Source organism: Ruegeria sp. HU-ET01832 (genome assembly GCF_040371315.1).
Taxonomy (GTDB): domain Bacteria; phylum Pseudomonadota; class Alphaproteobacteria; order Rhodobacterales; family Rhodobacteraceae; genus Ruegeria; species Ruegeria lacuscaerulensis_A.
In genome coordinates, this window is the sequence record NZ_BAABWL010000002.1 from 266,253 (window position 1) to 290,048 (window position 23,796).

General features: G+C 52.6%; 10 protein-coding genes, 1 tRNA gene and 1 pseudogene. 8 read left to right on the plus strand and 4 right to left on the minus strand.

Going from position 1 to position 23,796, the window contains the following annotated elements:
- The first annotated feature begins 75 nt into the window (after positions 1-75).
- The gene (locus ABWV79_RS06660) at positions 76-393 is read left to right on the plus strand and encodes a DUF3775 domain-containing protein (RefSeq protein WP_353391044.1); all 318 of its coding nucleotides are present in this window, start codon (positions 76-78) and stop codon (positions 391-393) included.
- Between the two features lie 136 nt (positions 394-529).
- Here the strand turns inward: ABWV79_RS06660 and ABWV79_RS06665 are convergent, their stop codons facing one another.
- Positions 530-2,758 (minus strand): CHASE2 domain-containing protein, encoded by a 2,229-nt coding sequence (locus tag ABWV79_RS06665; protein ID WP_353391045.1) that lies wholly within the window; start codon positions 2,756-2,758, stop codon positions 530-532.
- A gap of 275 nt (positions 2,759-3,033) precedes the next feature.
- Here ABWV79_RS06665 and ABWV79_RS06670 point away from each other — a divergent pair, with 275 nt between their 5' ends.
- Positions 3,034-3,189, plus strand: a complete 156-nt coding sequence (locus ABWV79_RS06670) for a hypothetical protein (RefSeq protein ID WP_353391731.1) — start codon at positions 3,034-3,036, stop codon at positions 3,187-3,189.
- Positions 3,190-3,466: 277 nt separating this feature from the next.
- On the opposite strand, the pseudogene ABWV79_RS06675 reads toward ABWV79_RS06670, so the two are convergent.
- A pseudogene (locus tag ABWV79_RS06675) lies at positions 3,467-3,778 on the minus strand (FecR family protein); the annotation flags it as partial.
- A gap of 467 nt (positions 3,779-4,245) precedes the next feature.
- Here ABWV79_RS06675 and ABWV79_RS06680 point away from each other — a divergent pair.
- Positions 4,246-4,335, plus strand: a tRNA-Ser gene (locus ABWV79_RS06680).
- A 143-nt stretch (positions 4,336-4,478) separates the two neighbouring features.
- Positions 4,479-5,750 (plus strand): DUF6538 domain-containing protein, encoded by a 1,272-nt coding sequence (locus ABWV79_RS06685; RefSeq protein ID WP_353391046.1) that lies wholly within the window; start codon positions 4,479-4,481, stop codon positions 5,748-5,750.
- Here the strand turns inward: ABWV79_RS06685 and ABWV79_RS06690 are convergent.
- A complete protein-coding gene (locus ABWV79_RS06690) occupies positions 5,729-5,998 on the minus strand; it encodes a hypothetical protein (RefSeq protein WP_353391047.1) in 270 nt (89 codons plus the stop codon). The genes ABWV79_RS06685 and ABWV79_RS06690 overlap by 22 nt on opposite strands.
- Positions 5,999-6,234: 236 nt before the next feature.
- Positions 6,235-6,678: a hypothetical protein gene (locus tag ABWV79_RS06695; protein ID WP_353391048.1), complete on the minus strand. Its 444-nt coding sequence runs from the start codon at positions 6,676-6,678 to the stop codon at positions 6,235-6,237.
- A 707-nt stretch (positions 6,679-7,385) separates the two neighbouring features.
- Here ABWV79_RS06695 and ABWV79_RS06700 point away from each other — a divergent pair.
- From ABWV79_RS06700 to ABWV79_RS06715, 4 genes are read left to right on the plus strand one after another with little or no spacing between them, the layout of a single operon-like run.
- A complete protein-coding gene (locus ABWV79_RS06700; RefSeq protein ID WP_353391050.1) occupies positions 7,386-10,331 on the plus strand; it encodes a helicase-related protein in 2,946 nt (981 codons plus the stop codon).
- 4 nt (positions 10,332-10,335) lie between these two features.
- Positions 10,336-15,177, plus strand: coding sequence for an Eco57I restriction-modification methylase domain-containing protein (locus ABWV79_RS06705; protein WP_353391051.1), 4,842 nt, complete (start codon positions 10,336-10,338; stop codon positions 15,175-15,177).
- A gap of 1 nt (position 15,178) precedes the next feature.
- The gene (locus tag ABWV79_RS06710) at positions 15,179-21,565 is read left to right on the plus strand and encodes a DEAD/DEAH box helicase (RefSeq protein WP_353391052.1); all 6,387 of its coding nucleotides are present in this window, start codon (positions 15,179-15,181) and stop codon (positions 21,563-21,565) included.
- Positions 21,562-23,742, plus strand: a complete 2,181-nt coding sequence (locus ABWV79_RS06715; RefSeq protein WP_353391053.1) for a UvrD-helicase domain-containing protein — start codon at positions 21,562-21,564, stop codon at positions 23,740-23,742. Before ABWV79_RS06710 ends, ABWV79_RS06715 begins: the two co-directional genes overlap by 4 nt.
- Positions 23,743-23,796: the final 54 nt, after the last annotated feature.

The window sequence follows — 23,796 nt, forward strand, 5'->3', positions numbered from 1 at the left end:
TGCGTAAGATCAAAGACTCAATCCTTTGAGAATGGTTCTGGTAGTAAGTAAGTCGCGAACACGAGGAGTTGGGACATGTTGGAAATCTCGGCAAGAAAAATAGCTCAGGTCGCCATGATGGGGCGTGAACTGGACCGGGCCGAGGGCGAATTGCGCGCTTTTATTGGCCGGATGAGCGAAGACGAGCAGGCCGAACTGGTTGCCGTCATGTGGATCGGACGTGAAAGCTTTTTCGCGGATGATCTGGCTGAAGCTGTCGCGACCGCCAAGTCCGAGGCGTCGACTCCTTGCGCGGACTACTTGATTGGAACACCGCACCTGTCTGACCATTTAGAAAACGGTTTGGACGCCTTGGGCATTTCGGTTGAAGACATCGAAAACGATCTGATGTAAGGTCGTGCGCTCCGTAGGCGATCCGCAGCGGGGTCGAAAGACCCGACACGCGTCCAGAAATATGGCCTGGCCTATTCTTTTAGTGGCCGACAGTACTTGCCGAGCCAGTACGCCAAGGCCGTCAATCGAAGATCGTTCAGGCCCTGACCTCACGGGCACGATGACTGAACATTGCCTGACCTGATTGAACGTCTGTCCGGAAATCCGCCACTCGACCGGGAAGCGAGCGATAGAACTGACGCAAGCCAGGCTCGATTTCGACCGCGATGGCCAAACAGTGCCCGCACAACTGCTCGATCCTATCGTACGGCTGCCGGTCTCGGATTGCGGAAATAAGTTCGTTATGTGCCTCTGAAAGCCGTTGAAACGACGCGCTGTCCAGCACGGTGTTGTCTCCGATAAGAACGAACACCGCTTCGAGATCCGTTTTGCCTTTCAGATCGACAAATCCGGCTTCAAGCATTGCCATATCCTGATGCGCTGCGTTGTAGACTGAGTGCGAAACAACGATGTCGTAATCGACATGGCGACAGCTTTGTTCAATGCGGGCCGCCACGTTCACTACATCACCGATGACCGTATAGTTGAACCGGCTGCGTGATCCGATATTGCCGACGCAGGCGTGTCCCGTGGCGCATCCCGTGGCAAGGGCAATCGGTGGTCGGTCCTGCATCACCTTCGACGCGTTGAATGCAATCAGAGCTTTGCGCATCAACAATGCCGCGTGCGCAGCGCGACAGGGGTGGTCTTCTACCGGCAAAGGCGCATTCCAAAACGCCATAACTGCATCGCCTATGAATTTGTCGATTGTGCCTCTTTCATGCAAGATCTGGTCGCCCACCTGCGAGAAAAGTTCGTTCAGCAAGGTCACCAGTTCGGTTGCGGACACGGATTCAGAGAGTGGAGTAAATCCCCGTATGTCCGAGAACATGACCGTGATCTCCTGCGTCTCGCCGCCTAGTTTCAAACGGTGGCCGGACTGCTCCATTTCGTCGAGGATTTCCGGTGCTACGTAATGTGAAAAAACCTTGCGGATTTCGTGCTTCTCACGCTCGGTTGAGACAAAGAGATACCCGGCTAACAAGCCGAAATTGGCCATTCCCCCAGCCAGAGGGAACGTCACATCAAACAAGATCAGCTGATTTTGAAAAGCAAGCCAACTTGTGCCGATGACCACAGCAGCGGCTAAACCCCCAGCAACAAATGATGCAACTGCCCCAAAGCTGGACATGACAGCGATCACGATCAGGCCGAGCAACACGAAAGACAGCAGCTCCAGCGCAGCGGTTACATCTGACCGGCTCAGCATTTCGCCGGTCAGGATCTGTTCCAGCAATTGTGCGTGGATGGAAACGCCGGGGACGGACTCGCCAAGTGGCGTCTGGTGCATGTCGAACAAACCTGCTGCAGAAGTGCCAATCAAAATGATCCGGCCTTCGATTTCAGCTTGCAGCGCGGGGTCATCAGGACTTGTCATTACGTCATTGGCCGACAGGTAGAGCTCGGGTTGGTCGCGCCTGTATCTGATCCAGACCTCGCCGTTTTCAGTGGTCGGCAACCGAAAATCACCAAGCTCGACCGCAAGCATAATGCCCTCTTCATCGGATGATCCCTCGGCCAGCACAAAGGGCGCGCCGATTGCCACCCTGAGTGCTTCGATGCCAAGGCCGGGAAGTGGACCGCTGGGGCCGTTCCAAAGAACCGGAACGCGCCTTACAACGCCCGTTCCCCCCAGGGGTGAGACATTCACACCGCCAATGCCAGCAGCGCTGCGCCCCAGAGGCGGCGCAATTGGCGTCCAGAACGGGACAGAGACCAGCCCGGATGCCGGTTGTTCACCGACTTCAATAATGCCTGCCTTCGGTGTAATTTTGGCACCTTCCTGCGAGACCCGGGCAGCAGTTCCCAAGACAACGGGCCAATTCGCTACTTCCAGACCGAACAGAACGTCGTAGTCCATCTTCTGTGCATGGTGTACGACCGTCAGAACACCCGCCAAGGCAGGGTCGTTTAGCAACCGCGCAGGCGAGTATCTGTCGGGCTCGACAAACAACATATCAAAAGCGATTGCCGCAGCGCCGCTTTCGCCCAGGTTTTGCACCATCTGGGCCAATAGCGTTCGGGGCCATGGCCATTGGCCCCAGACCGCCAGGGTTTCTTCGTCAATGTCCAGAACGCGGATCGGCAAGTCCGGGTTGTATTCGCGCGGTGAAACACGTTGCAGCAGGTCGAAGTAAATCAAACGGCTCATGCGAATGGGATAAGGGTCAATGACCCTGATGAAGCAACCGATCAGTATCAAACCCAGCCCGACCAGGCGAAAACCGCGCCGCCGTCCCGTTTTTTCTCTGGATTTCCCGGTCAAGTGTGCCTCCGATAACATCGGGCGAGGGTTGCCCGGTTTGGGTTATCAGCTCGCTGACGCGTCTGCGTGCGCTGGCACGTCACTGTGCCGTAGAAAGGGCGCATGTACTCAAGCGTCGCCCCTGTCTCGCTTACCTTTCCCGCGCCCTTGACCTTTCCCGTGCCCTGGCCCCTTGCCCTTTCCGGGGTTGTTAACCCCACCAGATGGCCCGCCCCGACCTGCTGGGTTAGAACCATCAGCCTGACCCGACCTGCTTTTTGGGTCCGAAGGCTCCGGTGCAGGCGGCTCGGGCGCAGGCGGTTCGGGTGCAGGCGGTTCGGGTGCAGGCGGCTCCGGCGCAGGCGGTTCAGGTGCCGGTGGTTCCGGCGCAGGTGGCTCAGGGGCGGCGGGGGGGTCAGCTGCCGGTGGGTCTGCACGGGGGGCAGCAGTGATTTTTGCTTGCTGCCGGATGCGTCGCGGTGTCGGTGCGTCGGACTTAATGGGTGGCAATGGAACGGATTCAGCTGCGCAGCCACCAATCCCGACTTTAAGCGGGCTTAGTAGTTCGTCTTGAGACTGTACGAAAGGAAAGCCAGTCTTCAGCGCCAACTCGTATTGTTCCTGATCTATAGGTCGACCAACATTGCCGCGCTGAGTGGTCGCGAACAGACTGCACTGTCGCCCAGTGGAGCGGCATGTACCGCCGAGGCCACACATTCGAACAGTGCCATCCAAAACCAGCATTGCGCTTTGCGTTCCGGGAACAACCCACATGTCGAACGTTGTGCCCCGAACAGCCATGGTGGCTGTCGGGGTTTGGATGGAATATGCCCTTTTCTTACTTTTACCCGAGATGAAGCGAAAACTACCGCCCAATGCCTGAACCGCAAAGGACTTTGCTTTTTGCTTGCCGCGCAACATGGTCACATCAAGTACCATGCTGGCGTTCGGTCCGATCGCTATTTTGGTTTCATCGACAAATATCAATTGAACCAATCCATTTTGGTCGGTTGTTATGGCGTCGCCAGACTCGACCTCCATACCGGACCGTAAGGGCTTTGATTCTCCGCTTCTGACGATTTGTGCGCCTTGTTTGACACCGACGACTTTTCCTATGTTGGCCCAGACTTGCACAGGTACAAGCAATATAGACAACACAACACAAAATACTTTTAACCAGGCCAAGCTTATATACCCCCAATAGCTTAGAAATGGGCTGAACGCCCACTGCCCGGTTTTGCCCCATTAAATTTAATCTTATCGGCTTCTTAAATATGTATAAGCAAATATGCCTTAAACCATGTCCTGTTGGCAAGTTTTCTGACTCGCCCTGCTTCCACACCCAACTCGGCGTCATGCGTTGGAACGGTTTCTCGGCGCGCACTTACGCCAACTCGGTGTGTCTTTTACGAATTCTGATGCCACCTTTGGGTCGTAAGTTAGAAAAATACCAGCAGCTGGGAAAATCGCCTTGTAACTGGTCGCCGGGCAGGGATATACCGGCCAACGGAGACGTGGCCGAGTGGTCGAAGGCGCTCCCCTGCTAAGGGAGTAGGCGGGAAACCGTCTCGAGGGTTCGAATCCCTTCGTCTCCGCCATCAAACCGATATACGCATTCTGGCTAGTCATTGAAAAATATGGCTATTTTAGAAAATCTCTTCATCAGGGATGTGAATTGGGCATTGTTCTGCTGCACATCTTGCTGCACAATTTGCCTCACAACAGGTTTTTTTGGTGTAGAATGAGCTTAAAACTAAGAGGGAAATCTTACTACTTGTGCAGAAGAGTCCCTCGTCGGTTTGCCGAGGTCGAATCTAGAGCAGCCGTATGGGTTTGCCTCAAAACCGACTCAAAATCTGTGGCTGAGCAGAAGGCCTTGGCGGTCTGGCAACAGCTCCTAGATGCTTGGGAACTCAAAGTGCATGGCCAAAGTGAAGACGCCGAGATCAAATTTCGAGCGGCCAAAAATTTGGCTCAAGCACGTGGATTCAACTATTTGCCATCAACTTCTGTTGCGCAGCTTCCTTTGGCGGAGCTGTTGAACAGAGTGGAAGCAATTTCCGTATTGGAAAACCGACCTGATACAATCGAAGCCGGCGCATTGCTTGGCGCAGTTCCGGCGCCAAAAATCACAATCAGTCGCGCCTTGGAACTTTATTGGGAGCACACAGTCGATCTGACGCTCAACAAAGACGACGATCAAGTCCGTCGGTGGAAGAACCCGAAGAGAAAGGCCATCCAGAACCTGATCAACCTGATCGGAGACAAGCCCATCTCAAAAATCACCCGGCACGACATGATCGAGTTTCGGAAATGGTGGATCGACCGAATTAAAGAAGAGGGTCTGACCCCAAACAGCGCAAACAAGGATTTTACTCACGCATCGTCCGTCTTGCGGGTGGTGAATGACATGGAAGGCTTGGGGCTCGATCTTCCACTGTACAAGTTGAGTTTAAAGGATGCCGCCCAAAAAAAACGCCCTTCGTTTTCTACAGCATGGATCAAAGAGCAAATCCTAAAGGAAGGCGCCCTAACTGGTCTCAATGGAGAAGCGAAATGCCTCCTGTTGGGAATGATCAACACAGGATACCGACCATCGGAGGCTGCCAACCTGACGCCGCCACAAATTCGGCTGGACGCAGACACACCACATATTTCCATCGAGCCCGTTGAAAGGGAACTAAAATCCGAAGCTTCGCGCCGTGAACTCCCTTTGGTAGGAGTCAGCTTGGAAGCTTTCAGGAACTATCCAGGCGGGTTTCCGCGTTACAGGGGCAAAGACTCGCTCTCAGCGACAGTAAATAAGTTCCTCAGGGAAAATGGGCTACTGGAAACTCCCGACCACACGATGTACTCACTTCGCCATTCGTTTGAAGACAGAATGATCGCAGCTGAAGTCGATGATCGAATCCGGAGAGACTTGTTTGGGCACACACTTAATCATCAGCGTTATGGGCAAGGCGCGACTTTGGAACACAAAGCGCGGATTCTTCAAAGCATCGCGGTTGCCTGAGCAATTCTTTTGGCGCGATCCAACGGGTTAGCTTTGATGCGACCTTCCAACTGTTTAATTTCAATTTCAATTCGCTCAAAGATTGGCAAGTAGACTGGGTCTGCCGCGGCAAGGGTAGCTGTCGTAACAAGCGCGTTGTTGAGGCGCTTCAGCAGAGCATAAAGTTCGGAGTTTGAGCCATGGAAATCCGAAGGCAGCAACAGGTGTTGCTCGCCTTTGAAGTGATCGGATTTCAAGGGAAGGTTCATCTTGCTTTTTACGTCTCAAAGGGTCGAGTTGATTGGCAGGTATTTGGTTGATGGCCAAAAGGGTTTGGCCGGAATTAATTTGCAGCTTCAAATCCCCTGCCGGATAGACCCCAGCAGTTTTTCGGATTTAAGGTGACTTGTAGGGCGTTGGGCTAGAACATCTGGCTAAACCCAACGTCGTTGCTCTTGTTATCCGAACGAGGCAAAATTCTCTTACGGCATTTGCCAGAAATCTCTCAGTGCCCTTCGCCTCGGCGAGCACGACGAACAAGCTCTGAAAGCAAGTTTTGGATAGCGGAAAGTGAGGGGTCACTTTCAGTATCCAACTGTTTCACGACGTATCTGATGGAGCGCTCTAGATGCTTGAGGTCCATCCCTTCTGCGACATCCCGCAATTCGTCGAGCTGCTGGAGTTGCATGAAGTACAAATCTGCGCCGGAACCCGCCGAATAAGCGACGTGATTGAGTTGCCTATGGCTCCACTCGGCAATAGCAATCTTGAAACAACGGTTTGCTTCCAAGCCGAATGCAAACACGCTTTGATCCTTGACAGTGAATTCTTCAAGGCTGTCCAGCTCTGCTAGAATGTCAACGCGGGGCAGGAGTTGAAGGTATTGCAAATACAACTCCTCTCTTGTGCTAGACGCTTGAGGTTTCCCAGAATTTTGTTCCACACTCATAAGCCAATCTCCTGAATGTGGTTTTCAGCTCTCAAAAGGGTTTGCACTGCAATTTCGAAAGCAGAGCTGCTTTCTCTAGGCAATTTTTGGAGCTCCGCGGTTTCGACGCAGGTCGATACTTTGCGCGAGGCACAGCTTCTCTGTTTCCGCAGATGCGGATTAATGTGTCTATCCATCTCTCTTTCCTTTTTTTCGCGGCGCAGGATGGGGTACTTCAGTTCTAAATGCACCCAGGCGTCGCGGCGTTTTCGATAACTGAGTGTTGCGCAGTAATACTTCGATGTCAAATTCGGACAGCGCTTAACATACTGTTATTTATAACATTTTTCCAGAGCTCGTTCGAAGAGTTACAAGGATAGCCAAGAATAGAAGTGCGCAAATCTAGCTTTCGAAGTGCTATTGGAAAGGATAGTCAAGAATAGAGCGTTGCTCTTGTTGCATATTAGATATGCAAAAAAATCATATCAACTGGTGTGATTTCCTAGAGTAATTGAAAAAAACAGTGAAAAACTCTCTCTCAGCGGTACTGGATCCAAGCGAAACAGCTTTAAGGTTGCAGCCCAAAGAACGAAGCGTTTGGGTGCTTTGGTGCTAAAGCGGCCTCCTGTAAGTTGCTTTTATCCGGCATTTTCTCCCGCTAATGTTGGAGCGAAAGGCCGTGCACATGCTGAAGGCTTTTAACAAAAACAAAAAAACGGAGTTCGAGCATGAGTACGACGCCCCAACCTGGTTCCGTTGTCGAGGTTCGCTCAGCGATATGGAAAGTTCTTGGACTGACCAACCTAAAGGGTGGCGACAGAGAGGTGTATTGCCGCGGTATTTCAGGGCTTGTGCGCGACAAAGAAGCTCGCTTTGTCTGGCGTTTGGAAAAGAACGCTCGTGTTCTAGATCCCTCTGCTGTGAGCTTAGTGCCTGACACCTCCTCGGGCCTTATGGACACGAAGCTCTTCCTCGAGGCGGCATTTCGGCAAACGGCTACCACAACACGGCAGCCTTTGACCTTTGGCCAAGCTGCCATTGACGACTTGTCGTTTCAGCATTTGCCAGTTGAGCGCGCGCTTTCACAAGATCGCGTGCGTTTGTTGATTGCCGATGACGTCGGCCTTGGCAAAACACTCGAAGCAGGAATGATAACGTCTGAACTGGCATTGCGTGGGCGCGCTGATCGCATACTGGTAGTTACGACACGTGCGATGCTCACGCAGTTCCAAAAAGAGTTCTGGACCCGATTTTCGATCCCGTTGTCGCGTCTTGACAGCGCGGCTATTCGTCGGATGCGCAACAAAATTCCCGCCCACTACAATGTCTTTGACCAATTTGACCGCTCGATTGTGTCAATAGACACTTTGAAACGAGATGCGCAAATCCGGGCCGCAATCGATGCATCCTATTGGGACCTGATCATTATCGACGAAGCCCACAATACGGCGCGGCGCAAAAACACTGCTGGCACCAACTCTCAACGGGCTGAGCTTGCAAAATTGCTTTCTCGCCGAACAGACTCACTACTCCTGTTAACAGCAACACCGCATGATGGATCACATGAAAGCTTTGCAAGCTTGATCGAAATGCTTGATCCAACTCGCGTGCCCGACCCCACTAAGCTCAAACGCGAAGACATCGAAGATCTGGTCGTCAGGCGCTTTCGTTCCTCTCAAGAGGTTATAGAAGATCTGGGAGAGATCGTGCCGCAGAGAAAACTGATCAGACGAGATTTTCCTCTCAGCCCTGAAGAAGAAGAAGCATATCAATCGATTGCAGATCTTCATCTGGATCTTGACGAAGAAAACAAGCGCGGTCGCGCAATTGACCTCTTTCGTACAACCTTGGCAAAGGCCATTTTTTCTAGCCCCACCGCCTGTCTGGAAACGCTGAACAATCGCATTCGGGGTATCGAGAAAAAAACGTCTCGCGGCACCGAAGAAGATCGAGAACGCCTGCAAGCGCTTGCCGATCAGGTTGAAAAAATCGGTGTTGGCGAATTCAGCAAGTATCAGGATTTGCTGGAGGCTTTGAAGGCGGCAAAATGGACCGGAAGCAAGAAGCGCGACCGCCTTGTTATTTTCTCAGAGCGCATCGCTACTGTGTCCTGGCTTGCCGAACGGATGCAGGAGGATCTAGGGCTCAAAGAAGATCAGATTGCTCGAATTGACGGCGGTAGTGTTGAAGCCGACATCAAAACCCAGAAGGTCATTGAGGATTTTGGGCAGGAAAACTCATCTATCCGGGTTTTGATTGCGTCCGATATGGCCTCCGAAGGCCTTAACCTTCACTTCCAATGTCACCGGCTGATCCATTTTGATCTGCCCTGGTCTCTACTGCGGTTTCAGCAACGCAACGGTCGGATCGACCGTTACGGGCAGGACCGCGCACCGCAGATCACATATTTTGTTGGAGAAAGCACCCACCCAAAAGTTCGCCAGATGTGGGTTTTGGACAAGCTCGTTGAAAGAGATGAGAAAGCCCAGGAAGGTGTAGGTGACCCTGCTGTTTTCCTTGGCCAAGGGGATGCCGAAGGTGAGGAAGTTGTTACCGCAGAGGCCATCGCGTCAGGTGCCGGTGAGGACGCGTTTGAACGCGATATGGATGAGCGCGCGTCGCAAGCAAAAGCTCTCGATGATGCTTTTGACGCGATCTTTGGGGACTATGCTGACAACGTGGATGAACAAACGAGTGCCGTCTCAACTACAGAGGCGAAGCCGCCGAGACTGTTTGCAGACACGTTTTCTTATACGGGCAGCATGTTGGAACGGCTTGGTCGACCAGAAGAGCAGGTATTTGATACGCCTCCAAGCATCTCTGAGGCTCAACGCCTCATAAAGCTCCAGATACCAGACGATATGAAAGCACGTGATGGCTTCGGCTATGCAAGTGTTGGGGCGGTTGATGGGCGGTACATGCCGGCAGAGGCAGTGGATCGCTCTGGCAAGGTCGAACTGACAGATCAGGCGGATACAATTACCAGGGCCATTAATGAAGCGAAAATGAGAGAGCGGTCCTGGCCAGACGTCCAGTATCTTTGGGATGGGCACCCAATTCTGGAGTGGTTTGCCGACCGCTCTAATACGTTCTTTCCTCAACACTCCGCGCCGATTGCCTCGCTAAAGGGCCGACTTGCTGATGGCGAAATAGCTTTCGTCATACACGGAGCGGCCCCTAATTCACTGGGTGCGCCAGTGGTTGACCGGTGGGCTGTGGTCGTTCGGACCCCCGCCGGTGAATTGCAAGTTGAGGAAATCGATGAATTTCTTACACGTATCCAACTCAAACAGAATACACCAAGTCAGCCAATTACTGGTCAAGAGGCAGCTCAAAACGCTCTACGCTCGGCCGTAGACTTTTTCCAAACCCATTTGCGACAGCTCCGGAATCAAAGAGCCGCAGAAATCGAGACGGAAATGAACGGGGTTCTCGAGCGCCTATCAAAGCTGGAACTTCGGCACAAAGCCCAATTGGACTTTGATTTTAGCGAGGTCACCACGAATGAACGCGCTTTGACTACGGCTCAAAAGCGCGCACTGACTCTGCGGCAAAATAAAGAGAAGGGAATAGACCGCCTTTTTGAGGACTGGACCGAGTGGTTCGAAAGAACGCGCAAGGTTATTGATGACCCCAATCCGCATGTCGACGTCAAAGCAGTGTTCGTAGGGTAAGCTTATGGAACTCATTGGAATTGAAAACGAAGCAGAGTTTTTTCCTTCCGGAACGCTATCAGACGTTCTGAAAGAAGAATTGGCCGATATCACTGCCCGTTGGGCTGGTCTGGAAAAGAAAAAGCACCCAGTCGAACGTTTGCAGGGTGTTTCCGGCACGACGTTGGATGCTTACCGACAAATTCGTGCATCAAGTGAAGCGTCGAAAAGGTTAGGGCTCACGCAGGAGACTCGCTTCAAGGTTTTGGAAGCGCTCGGCTATGAGTGGAAACGGGAAGCGATGCCCGCGGGCTTGGATGGCCAGACACTGATACCGCTTCTCGGCAGAGTCTCAAATGCAGATGGAAAAGATGCGCTTTGGATAATCGAAGCTCCGGTTCCAAGTAACGAGGACGAAGCGTCTGACCCGTTGGATGCGAAGTTTTCCAAAGATCAGTTTGCAGAAGAGGACCGGGACGCGGCTCTATTGGACCAGACAATCGGCGAGTTTCTGGCCAAAGGCGTGTTTGAATTGCCGGATGGACCCAGAAACGTATTGATTGTTGGTCTTTCCCAACTTGTCCTTGTCGACAAACGCAAATGGCCTGCGCGTTCGGTACTTCGCTTCAATTTGCAAGAGATCTTTGCACGATCCGAACGTGACACGCTGGTTTTGGTGGCTTGCCTGATTGCAAGAGAGGCTCGGGTGCCTGAGCAAGGCGTGCCGATTTCCGACAGACTTGAAGAAGAAGCTCAGCGAAACGCTAATGCGGTGACATCATCTCTCAAGAAAACAGTGCGAGATGCTATTGAGCTGCTGGGGCAAGAAGTTCTCGAAGTCACCGAAGGCAAGTTTCCGTCGAATTATCCTATCAAGTCCAAACGCGGTGTCTGGATAGAAGGTCCAGACCTGTCTCGTGAATGTTTACGATATATGTATCGCTTGCTGTTCATGTTCTATGCCGAAGCCAACCCGCGGCTCAGCCTGCTTGATTTGAAAAACCCGATTTACAACTCTGGATACTCTCTGGAAGGCCTGCGCGATTTGGAATCCGTTCCGCTTAGAACCACCGCGGATCGAGCCGGGACGTTCCTTTGGGAAAGCCTGCAAACGACTTTGAACTTGCTCTACACCGGCCTTGATCTAGTAGACGACGCCAAAGGTACAGGGCTCCGCCTACCGGCGGTGAAAGTGTCCTTGCTTGATCCGCGGAGCACGCCGCTCCTGAACAGCCTTAGTCTCCGCAATGAGGCTATGCAGAAGGTCATTCGGCTTCTGTCCCTGCGCTCCACCAACAAAAGTACGGGACGCATTTCCTATGCCAAGCTCGGAATCGGACAGTTAGGTGCCGTCTATGAAACACTGATTTCCTTTACTGGGGTTGTTGCCAAGAATGATCTGATTGAATTGCTTCCCAGCAAAGGTAAAAAGTCCGATGCCGATCCAGACGCTCCAGTAAATCGCGTAGATGAAGTAGATCCGCTTGCACCCAGTTGGTTTGTGGAACGCCGTCGTCTTCTGAACGGTGAGTTCACCTCTGAAGAGGTGGTGTTCAAAGGCAGCGAAGCACTTGTCTATCCGAAGGGGACATTCATCTATCGCCTTGCGGGTCGAGATCGAGAAAAGTCGGCGTCCTACTATACCCCTGAACCGCTGGCCAGATTGCTAGTAAAACACGCTCTCACGGAGCGCTGCAAACATCTCAGTGCGGATGAACTGCTGGAGCTGAAGATCCTTGAGCCCGCGATGGGATCGGCGGCCTTCCTGGTCGAGACCACAAACCAGCTGGCGGACCTCTATCTGGACCGCAAACAACAGGAGTTGGGCAAGACCATTCCGCAAGACCAAATCGTCGTCGAGAAGCAAAAGGTACGCAGTTTCATCGCCGACCGAAATTGCTTCGGTGTCGACTTGAACCCTATCGCGGTTGAACTCGGCGCGATCTCGCTTTGGCTCAATGGCCTGCACAACAGTACGTTTTCGCCGTGGTTCGGAGACCAGTTGCATGCCGGGAACTCGTTGCTGGGCGCACGAAGGGCGTCCTATGATCCGAAGCTCACGACAGCATCTAGAGCGGCAGATCTATGGCTCAATGCCAAGCCGCAGGAGATAGGCTGGCGCAGCAAGTTGCCAGTAGGCCAGATCTGGCAGTGGCTACTCCCGGCCAAGGACATGGCCAAATTTGATGGCGACAAGACTATCAAACCTTTTGCCGAAGATGAGCAAAAGCGGATCAAAGATTGGCGCCAAGGCGGGTTCTTCAAAAAACTTGAAAAGCACGAAGTCCAATTGGTCCAGAAACTCAGCAAAGTGGCTGAAGCTTTATTCGAACAAGTCGCCGATGATCTGGAGAAGACCCGTATTTCTTCCAACGACGAGATTACCATTTGGCCCGATCATGAAATGGCTGGCAACAAGCGGATGGATTTCCATGCCAAGGCAAAGCTGACCGCGCATTTGGTTGGCGATGATCACGCCACTAATACCCTACCTTACAAGCGGCTCAAAACGGCGATGGACGCGTGGTGCGCTCTGTGGCTTTGGCCGTTGGATCAGGCGGACAAACTGCCATCGCGGCTCGAGTTCCTTAACGGCATGGCCATGATCCTTGAGGGCGGGTTTTCTGCTGACGGATCGCTTGAAGCACCAAGTATGTCAGAGTTCTCGGACCCGGAACTGGATTTCTTTGACCAGCTTGAACCGGATGCCCCCGCGCGTGATCTGTTCAAAGCAGCGGACAAGACCCAAGACCTGCTATTCCGCGAAACCAATGTCGAGGCGTTGATCGAAACCTTCGACTGGCTTGGCGTGGCAACCGAAGTGGCTGAGCGGGAACGCTTTGTGCATTTCGATCTGATCTTTGCCGATGTAATGCGCGCTCGCGGTGGGTTCGACGTGATCGTTGGGAATCCGCCATGGGCAAAGCCCTCCTGGAATGAAGGGTTGGTGCTGGCGGATATTGATCCCTATCACCGTGGTTTGTCAGCTACCGAGGCACGGGATGTCTTGGGCGAAGCACTTGAAAAGGCGCGTGGCGTTGCGCGGTTCTCGCAAGAATATGTTTCGACAAGGGGAGCAATGGCGATCACAGCCTCGGAAGTGATGCAGCCTTTTGCTGGCGGTGGTTCGAACAATCTCTATCGGTGCTTTGTTGATCTCTCTTTCCGGTTGACCGCGCCTCAGGGCTATGCCGCGCTTATCCACCAAGATGGGCATCTTGGGGATCCCAATTCTGGGGAGTTCCGGTCGCATTGGTATGCGAGAACAGTTAGCCACTTCGAATTTATTAACAGAATGAAATCACGCAATTTTGCAGAAGTTGACCACAACGTTCGATTTAGTTTGAACATCTATCGCGGCGAACCAACTTTCGACGGGTTTGATAAGTTCACATATGCGTTTGCAGCTTCTCAAGTGGAAGACTCTTATGCTGATCAAGACGGGTTGGGTGACCTCCCAGGTATCAAGAACGACGAGGGAAACTGGGATACACGCGGTCACCGTGACCGGATCATGCGGATTGATCGTGATGCGCTGTCAGTCATTCATGCGCTCTCAGAAGAGGCAGATGTTCCCGTCGAACAAGCTCGGTTTATTCAACCGTTTTCGGCCCGCACACTAGATGTGTTTAAGCAAATGGCAAAGTTCCCGAAGCTGGACGCCGCCATTCCAAAGAAGTTGATGCCAGGTGGTGAAGAGGTGCCGCTGTGGCAGATGTCAGCGCATTGGCACGAAACCGGAGCGCAAAAAGATGGTACAATCAAACGCGCGACCGAATTTCGAACTGCGGAAGCATCTGTGCTGCAAGGGCCGCTCTTTCACGTTGGTAACCCACTATATAAAACACCCCGTGCCGTCAGCCGAACCAATGCCGATTACGATGTGATCGACCTGACCTCTGCGCCGGATGACTATTTGCCGCGCACGAATTATGGACCAGCGGTAGAGATGTCCGAATACCGCCGCCGTATGACACGCTGCCGCTGGGACTCCACCAAGAGTCATACAGATTTTTATCGGGTGGCATTTCGCAACATGATAGCCCTAAACGGTGAACGGAGCTTGATCTCAGCGCTCATCCCTCCCCAGATCGCACACATTCATAAAGTCGAGAGCATTGTTTGCGAAAGCGAGAAAACGACTCTTTCGATCCAGTCCATATCATCCTCAATCCCCTTTGATTTTCTTTTGAAAGCGAGCGGTAGAGGAGACCTGTTTGCTTCTGACATCGCTCGTTGGCCCTTCCCCGACCTCGGTGACAGCTGCCTGCATCGTACATTACGACTGAATTGCCTAACATCCGCCTACGCTGATTTGTGGAACCGAAATGCCCCTGACTTGCAACCAATGCCTTGGTCCACCGATGACCCGCGTCTCACACTAGCGAGTTCAGCCGAAGGTCCCTCAAATTGGGACCGACGCGCGGGTCTTAGAACGGAATTCACCCGTCGCATGGCGCTTGTTGAAATTGATGTGTTGGTTGCGCAAGCGCTTGGCCTGACTCTTGACCAGCTGATCGAGATCTACGGCATCTACTTCCCTATTCTGCAAGAAAACGAAGCCGGCACATGGTATGATCAAGAAGGACGCATTGTTTGGACATGTTCTCGAGGCCTGCCAGGCGTCGGGCATCTTACAAAAAACAACAAAGGGGTGATGACAAAGCTAGGTGAAGCTGAATGGCTTTCAATTCTTTCCTCCGACCCCGATGAGTTGATCAGCAATGCAATTGACGATACCCAACCCGGTGGCCCCCGCGAAATCACTCGCCGCTTTGTCGGCCCCTTCACCCGTTGCGACCGCATCGAAGACTACAAACGCGCCTGGGCTCATTTCGAGGCGCTGAAGGCGCAAGGGGGCAGCTGACATGAACCCGATCCTGCTCAACCGTCATGTGCAACAAACCCTGCGCGAACTGGTTCATTCCACGCTCAACACCTCAAGCAAGTCGTTTGAAGGGATCGTGGAGCGGTTTCTTGATGCGCCCGATAATTTCATCAAGGGCCCCTGGATCTCGGTCGATATGCCCTTTCGCCAGATTGACGGGGCCGCGGATGGGAAATGGGATCAGCCCTTTCCAGAAGTGCCACTGAAGTTTCCGCCCTATCAGCACCAGATGGACGCCTTTGCACGGTTGAGCGGTGATGAGATGCGCTCGACCCTTGTGGCGACAGGCACGGGGTCTGGTAAGACAGAAAGCTACCTCTGGCCGATTTTGGAGCATTGCCGGCAACACAAGGACGAGCCGGGGATCAAAGCGATCCTGATCTATCCGATGAACGCTTTGGCAAGTGACCAGGCGCGGCGGATCGCAGCGGCGATCAATGATCTGCCGGGATTGGATGGCGTCAGGGCAGGTATCTTTGCAGATGCTGAGCCAAAAAACCCCACGATGGATGTGACACCGGACAGCGTGATCACGCATCGCGATACAATGCGGAAGAACCCACCGGATATCCTGCTGACCAACTACAAAATGTTGGACTACTTGCTGCTGCGAGGGCGGGATAAACCGCTGTGGGATCAGAATGCTCCCGAAACTTTAAAGTTTCTAGTCGTAGACGAGATGCACACTTTCGATGGCGCACAAGGGGCCGACCTGGCGTTGCTGATACGTCGCCTGAAGAACCGCCTGAATACTCCGGACGGGCATCTGACTTGCGTTGGCTCATCCGCCACATTGGGCTCAGGCGATGGGGCCAAAAAAGAGCTGCGCGAGTACGCCCAAACGATATTTGGGGAGACGTTTGACGAAGATGCCGTGGTTACAGAAACCCGGAAATCTGCTTCTGAAGTTTTTGATCACCCTGAATACACAGATCGCCCTGAACCGGATGACATTCGGGCGGCTCTGGGTGCTGCTGAAGACATGAGCCAGGCGGATGCGGCGAAACATCTGGCCCTGTGCCTGTTTCCAGATGCTTCCGACCCTGACTTGGAGGCGCTTTATTCTGGAGACCCATCATCGCCTGAATGGCGCGTATTACTGGGCAATCTGCTAAAGGAGCAACAGCTCGCACAACGTACGTTGATGATCATTGCTGAACACACGGGGCCTGCATCGCTGGAGGATGTGGCCAAGGGATTGTCATCAGTCAAGGCTCTGAGAGGCTGGTCCGAAGGCGATCACCATGCTTTGGCAGAAATGATTGTTGCCTTGGTGGCATGGGCAAGATCAGAAGGCGGACGCCCTCTATTCAACGTTCGACTCCAGGTCTGGATTCGTGAAATGGCGCGGATGGTCGCGAACCTGCCAAGGTTGCAAGCAGGGCTGAAGAAATCTCCAATTGACCTGATCCATGCTATCGATCTTGATACGCAAGCTTTGCGCGGAACGCTGCCGGTTGTGAATTGCAACAGATGTGGAACAAGCGCGCATCTGGGACGTCAAAATGCAAACTCCACATCGTGCTGGGCGCCTCTTGAGCAACTCTATGAAGAGTTCTTCTCCTACGACGATGGCGGTCGATTGAGGCTCTTTTTTCATGAAGACTTGGATCGCAATCTTTCTGCCACATCAAGTGGTAACCGGATTGTTCCAGGTATGCTGGATTCTGAAAGCATGGAGTTCAGCCCCTCGAACCATGACGATTTGGAAGTTGGGCCAGCCTCGCCCGTTTGGATGTATGATCCAACAGATGACAGTGGGCGAATGGATGCGACATGCCCCGCCTGTGGCCAATCTCGTGGCCTACTGCTTTTTGGGATGCGGGCGGCACGGCTCACGACCGGCGTTACTGGAACTATGTACTCCTCCGAGCAGAACGAGGAGAGTGCGGAGGCCAAGCCCCGATTTCTGGTCTTTTCAGACTCTGTTCAGGATGCGGCTCATCGCGCCGCTGTTGCAGAAACCCGCAATACGCTTTCTGTCTACCAAAAATCATTGTTCCAAGCTTTGACCAAGGCCTCTGAGGGAAAACTATCTCTGCATGACGTGATCCAGACTGTTCCACAGGAACACCTGGCAAATCTCGGTGGAGACAAATTTACCGCCACGTTCATTCCCAAAGAACAAACCTGGCGCCACCCTTATGTGGATCTCACTGAACACGGTGTATCCATCACCGACCCGGTGTTTCTGGATCATATGGCTATGCGGTTGGGCTGGGAGTATTTCGTTGATTTGAGTTACAGATCCCACTTCAACCACACATTGGAACTCAACGGCGCAGCAGCAGCGGATGTGCCGGCGGAACAGTTGCGAGACAGTGCTGACAAACTCGCGCAGCAGCTCAAAAACGCGTTCAGCGGCGCCCCTGAAGTGCCAGCCACGGACATGATGCGGTTTCTTTTGGGCCTTTTGCAGCGTATGCGACGTCAAGGATCTGTTGCCCACCCGTATGTTGAACTCGCTGCTGAAGCGTCTAGCGGCTCCTATGGAATGAACTGGTTTAGTGCAAGCAGCAGGCTTGGCCTTCAACGTACAGGCACTCTTCCGACACCGAGCGCGATTCGAGGCGCTGCACCAATTCCTATTACCTTGGGAAAAGCGCTAGCGGGTGTTGAGAAAATCACTCGAAAGCACATCGTGAATTGGTATCGGGACTGGCTATTTCGTTGCTTATCGGAGGTAGATATTCGCATCGCAACGGATCCGGAGGAGGTATACAAACTCGCGCTTGACCGCCTGTGCTCTGACGGTCTCATAAAGAGGGTCGATGGTGCGGATGGTTCTAGGCATGTTTGGCTTGTTGATCCCAAGAACATCGCGGTGTCCTTGGCGACTTCTCCATTGACTTGTGATACTTGTGGCCGTCGCGAGTTAACGCTTTCAGATAATCAGGAGCTTCTTGTCGGCTCAAATTGCCCCAAAATTGGTTGCAAGGGGCACCTCTATGCAGCTAACACACCGGATCGTCCTGCATTGAAGCGTTCATTGCATTCTGATCGAAACCACCGAGTCGTTGCCCGCGAACACACCGGTCTCTTGGACGCGGACCAGAGGCATCTGGTCGAAACAGGCTATATCAATGAAGAAACGGCTTGGGCTCCAAATTTGATTTCTGCGACGCCGACCCTCGAAATGGGTATAGATATTGGGGATTTGTCCACTCTGCTGCTCGGTTCCGTGCCGCCTGAGGAAGCCAACTACGTGCAACGCATGGGACGAAGTGGGCGAAGGGACGGCAATGCACTGAACCTTGTTCTGGCGAATGCGAGGCCCCATGACATTCAGTTTTGGGAAGATCCAACGCCCATGCTGGCAGGACAGGTTAGCCCGCCAGGGGTGTTTCTTGCGGCCGAGGAAGTACTTCTGAGACAGGTGACGGCATTCACACTTGATGCCTACGTCCTAACGGTCGGTGGCAGTGACGACTACGGCAAAGTGCGAGACGTCCTCAAATCCAGAAAAGGCGGGGTGACAACCGGCTTTCCGATTGAATGGCTCGAGATGGTCAAAACCAATGGAGCAGATCTCGCAGAGCAGTTTATCAGACGGCTGCCAGAAGACGTGCAATCCAGAACTGATTTGTGCGACCGCATCAAACAGTTTCTGGCAGCGACAGATGACCGTTCTCTTCCCTGGCGCATCATGTCTGTCTTTGACAGTGCGGAGGAGGAGCGCGCCCGTTTGGTCGAAAAACGAGACGAGGCGACCCAGGAGCTTGCGAGTCTGAGAAGGCGTGAAGCGGAGCTCACAATCGACGAGTTTGAAAAACGCAAAAATGACATTGAGCGGGATCGAAAAGAAATCAACGCGATGATCCGCCAAGGAATCGATGACGTTCAAGTGATCAAATTCCTTACAGACAAAGGCGTTTTGCCCAACTACGCATTCCCTGAAGAAGGCGTGAAGCTCACATCGATATTGTTCCGTCAGGACAAGAATTCCGGGCAACCTGATGAGCCTCGTCAACTCGAATACTCGCGTCCGGCCAGTTCAGCTCTGTCCGAGTTTGCACCGGGTCAATATTTTTACGCCAATGGCCGACAGGTTCGGATAGAACGCATCGAGATCGGTAAGGAGGATTTGTCGGTTTGGACGTTCTGCCAATCCTGCTCGTATGTAGCTCCACGCCTTGAATCGGGAGGTGCAACAGGAAACTGCCCTAAATGCGGGGATAATATGTGGGTCGACAGTGGATCCGAGCATAATGTTGTTAAGCTGAAATCCGTTATTGCCGCGAACAGTGAGGAAAAAGCCGCAATCCGTGACGGGGACCAGCGGGATCAGCAACTCTTTGACCGGGAGTTGACACCTTTCCATGCGGAAGCCGACATTTTGTCTTCCTGGTTCACAGACAAGGATAACGGTGCGCCTTTTGGGTTTGAATTCATACCGGATTGTACCTTCCGAGATTTTAACTATGGATCGAAGTCTTCTGCACCGATTGGACCAACTATTGCTGGCTCAAAGCGTGAATCCCTACCGTTTCTGATTTGCAAACACTGTGGGACGTTACAAAAGCCGCTTCGTCAGGACGGTGACCCTGGTGTGCACCCTCCCAGCTGCAAAGCTTTGCGAGACGACATCGAGCGCTCTGATTGGGAAACCGAGGTATTCCTAATGAGAAGCTTCGAGACCGAAGCGATGCGTATTATCATTCCAGTGGCCGGGGACGCTGATCACAATGACCTCAAGAGTTTTGTTGCAGCCATAAATCTCGGTATGCGACGCCATTTTGCAGGCAAGGTAGATCACATCCGGTCGACGGTTTATGAAGCCCGGCTGGATAGCCAGGTTTCCGTTCGAAGTTTGTATCTTTATGACGCAGTTCCGGGGGGCTCCGGCTATCTCCGACAAATAGCTGAGCATCCCGACACCATGAAATCGATTGTTGTAAACGCAATCGAAGCTTTGAGGGAATGCCGTTGTAATCACGATGTGCCTGAGAAAGATGGGTGTTTCCGGTGTGTGAAACCCTATCGCAGTCAATTTGGACGGGGCGAACCAAGTCGTGATCGCGCCCGGGCACTTATGGAAAGCACGCTAGGTAAATGGGATAGCCTGACCCAAACAGCGCGAAACATCGACGAATCCATCATGGGTGCATTGGTCGATAGCAAGTTGGAGGCGCGCTTTCTCAATGCGCTTATGAAGGTCTACGGTGAAGCCGCTTTGAAGCCTCAAGTTTTGGAAGGGGGGCGTAGAGGATATATTCTTCGTGTAGACACTGCGGGCAAACCCAAACTTTGGACAGTTGAACCTCAGGTTCAACTGGAGACGCGTTTCAAGGGGGTTCCCAAGAAGCGCGTCGACTTCCTGATGACTCCGTTAACAGATGTGGCCCGTCCGCCTGTTGTCATCGAAATGGACGGCTATGAGTATCACGCCGACACAATTGAACAGGATCTTTTGGACCGCATTGATATGGTCCGTTCTGGTGAGGTCAGGGTCTGGACGCTTGGGTGGAAAGATCTCGATGATACGGTAGATCACACGGTAAACCCGTTCTTAGAAAGAACCTTTACAGCTCGCCAGGCCGGAATCCTTGGACAGGTTCTCGCAATTGAAGTTTTTAAGGGGTACAAAGATCCCATCAAAAACTTGCAGTCTCGATCCAGTTTTGAGGGCTTTGTGAACTTCATAAACTGTGGTGACGAAACTGACTTGGGCGCTTGGTCGGTACTCATGCGCTGCTTTGTGAAGTCAGAAAATCGCATTTTTAACGATCTTCCAAATGTTGCCCAACTTAGCGACGCAAGCAGGGTTTTTCTGCAAGATGCGAGTGCTGCCTCGCACTTTGGCAATCAGCAACTTGAGCTGTTTGTGTCCTGCAATGAACGACCGCCCTCAGAATGGAGCAACGAGTTTGGTGATCTGCGCTGCGTGTTGAAGGCCCACCTTCCAGACGCTTCCGGTTCGACCACTTCAAAAAAAGTGTTGGAAGACATCTGGAGAGGACTTTGGAGAGCGGTGAATTTCCTACAGTCAGTGCCCGGCTTGCACATCGACATTGCAGGTCTCGATACACTTCTGCCGCCAAGTCTGACAGATGTAGCGGAATCTGAAGAAAACAACGATGAGGCATGGCTTGAAGCACGTACGCTGTGCGATGAAGACTTCCACCCATTGATAGATGCGCTTATCGCGGCCGGGGTAAAAGGCCCTGATAAGATCGGCGAAGATCTCATGGTGTCCGGCCGGGTCGTCGGCGCGATGGAATTTGGATGGTCCAAGCACAACTTATGCGTGTCAGAAGAAGCTCATGACAATACCGGGTGGAAAACTCTGACCTTTATCCCAGAAGTGAGCCACGTAAGCGAAACCATCGCCGAAATCCTGAAAGCAATTGAGGAGACGAGCAAATGAACCAACCGATTGCGAAACGGGTTTCGTACGACATCGGCTGCATGAAGAGCCTCAGGAAACTTCCAGATAAAGTTTCGCTTAGATTCATGGATATGATGACCCGCTACATGTCGGCCCCTGAAAGCAACGGGTTGAACCTTGAGACGGTCGAAGGTTCAAAAGACAGTTCCATAAAGTCTTTGCGGGTGGATCAAGGCTACCGGGCAATAGCTTTCGAGCTGGGCCGTGACATCATGTTTGTGCATGTTGGCGAGCATGACAAGGCGTACCGATGGGCGACAGGGCGACGGGTGAAGCTCGACCCTGCGACCAATCGTGTCCGTATTATCCAGGAAATTGACGCTGAAACTGAAACACAAACCGCTGCGGCTCAACTTGGATTGTTTGATGGTTTCGCGGATAAGAAACTCCGCGCCTTGGGCATACCGGATGAAGAACTACCCGCCATTCGGAAAATTACCTCATTTGAAGAACTTGAAACGGACGAAGATAAATTTGACCCCCTCAGCTATCAGGTCCTTTATGCATTAGCAGCGGGTTACTCCGAAGAAGAAGTCTACGCGATGACGGGCGTTGTCGAAGGTGGTACGGAAGAAGCTAACCAAGGTGACGGCGACGTTTCGTTTGACAAGCTCATTGAGACCGATGAAAGCCGGCAGACCATTTTCATACCTGAAAGTGAAGCGGAGCTAAGGCGCGTTTTTGAGGAAGGGCTCGAAGGTTGGCGCGTCTTCCTTCATCCCGAGCAGCGTAAGCTAGCGTATCGCGATTATAACGGCCCGGCTATGGTACGCGGAGGTGCTGGCACCGGTAAAACCGTTGTTGCAATGCATCGTGCGAAACATCTCGCGGATCAAATCGCGGCTGATCCGAGGCGGGTCGGAGAGAAGGTTCTATTCACAACCTTCACGACAAGCCTGGTGCAGGATATTCTTAACAATCTTCGCACACTCTGCCCTGAACACTTAGATTCAAAGCCGGCAAGGATTGAAGTGATTAACTTGGATCGTTGGGTGTCTCAGTTTCTGAGACGAAAAGACTTTGGCCGGCAAGTTGCGTATTCCAGCGAAGCGCGTAATCAACTTGAAGAGATTTGGGGGGAAGTGTTTGAAGTACATGAATTGCCAGAAAACCTGAACGAAGATTTTGCAAAAGCTGAATGGGTTCAGGTTGTTCAGGCGAAAGGACTGACAGACAAAAGGGCTTACCTGAAGGTTTCGAGAGCGGGGCGCGGCACGTCACTTGATCGACGAAAAAGGGCCACCTTGTGGGATATTTTCTCGGACTATAGAGCCCGCGTGGTCAGCGCGGGCCTGGCCGAAGCAGATGATGCTTACCGCGAGGCGGCCGAGTTACTGTTATCTGAAGCACCAAACCTGCCTTACGCCGCCGTCGTTGTGGATGAAGCACAGGATATGGGTGAACAGGCGTTCAAACTGATTAGGGCCATCGTCCCGGAAAAAACGACCGGTGATAAAAACACGATCTTTATCGTTGGAGATGCGCATCAACGAATTTATGCCCGTCGTGCCAGCATGTCCGCTTGCGGCATAAACATCCGCGGCCGCTCACGCCGACTGCGACTGAATTACCGTACAACACAGGAAATCCGTGCCTGGGCCGTATCAATCCTGGAAGGTGTGAGTGTCGATGACCTTGATGAAGGTACGGATACACTGAAGGGATACGTAAGTTTGTTGAAAGGGCCAAACCCCGAGCTTTCGTCCTATCCATCAGAAATCGAAGAACTGACTGGTCTGGCCGATTGGGTAAGTAAGGTGATTTCTTCTGGAACAGCTCCTGAAGACATTGGCATCCTTTGCAATCGCAGAAAGGACATTGCGCGTGTGGAGGATGCTCTTCATCGGATAGAGGTTCAAACTTTAGAACTTAAAGCTGGAGAAGCTGATAGCCGTGACAAGCCCGGGGTGAGAATTACAACAATGCACCGCGCCAAAGGCCTGGAGTTTTTTGCCGTGGCAATTCCGTTCATGTCGAAATCTGCTTTTCCTCCGAAAATAGCTATAGAGTCTGCCGTTGATGATGCGGATTTGCATGACATCATCAACCAGTACCGTTCCCTTTTGCACGTGGCAGCCACACGGGCCAAAAAGGAGCTTCGCGTCTCATGGTCTGGGGAGGTAACCGACTTGGCAGTAGTTGGCCCTAGCGAATAGTTCATTGCAATTACGGAACTCGAGCTTTGTGCGTATGTGTTTCGCAGACGGGGG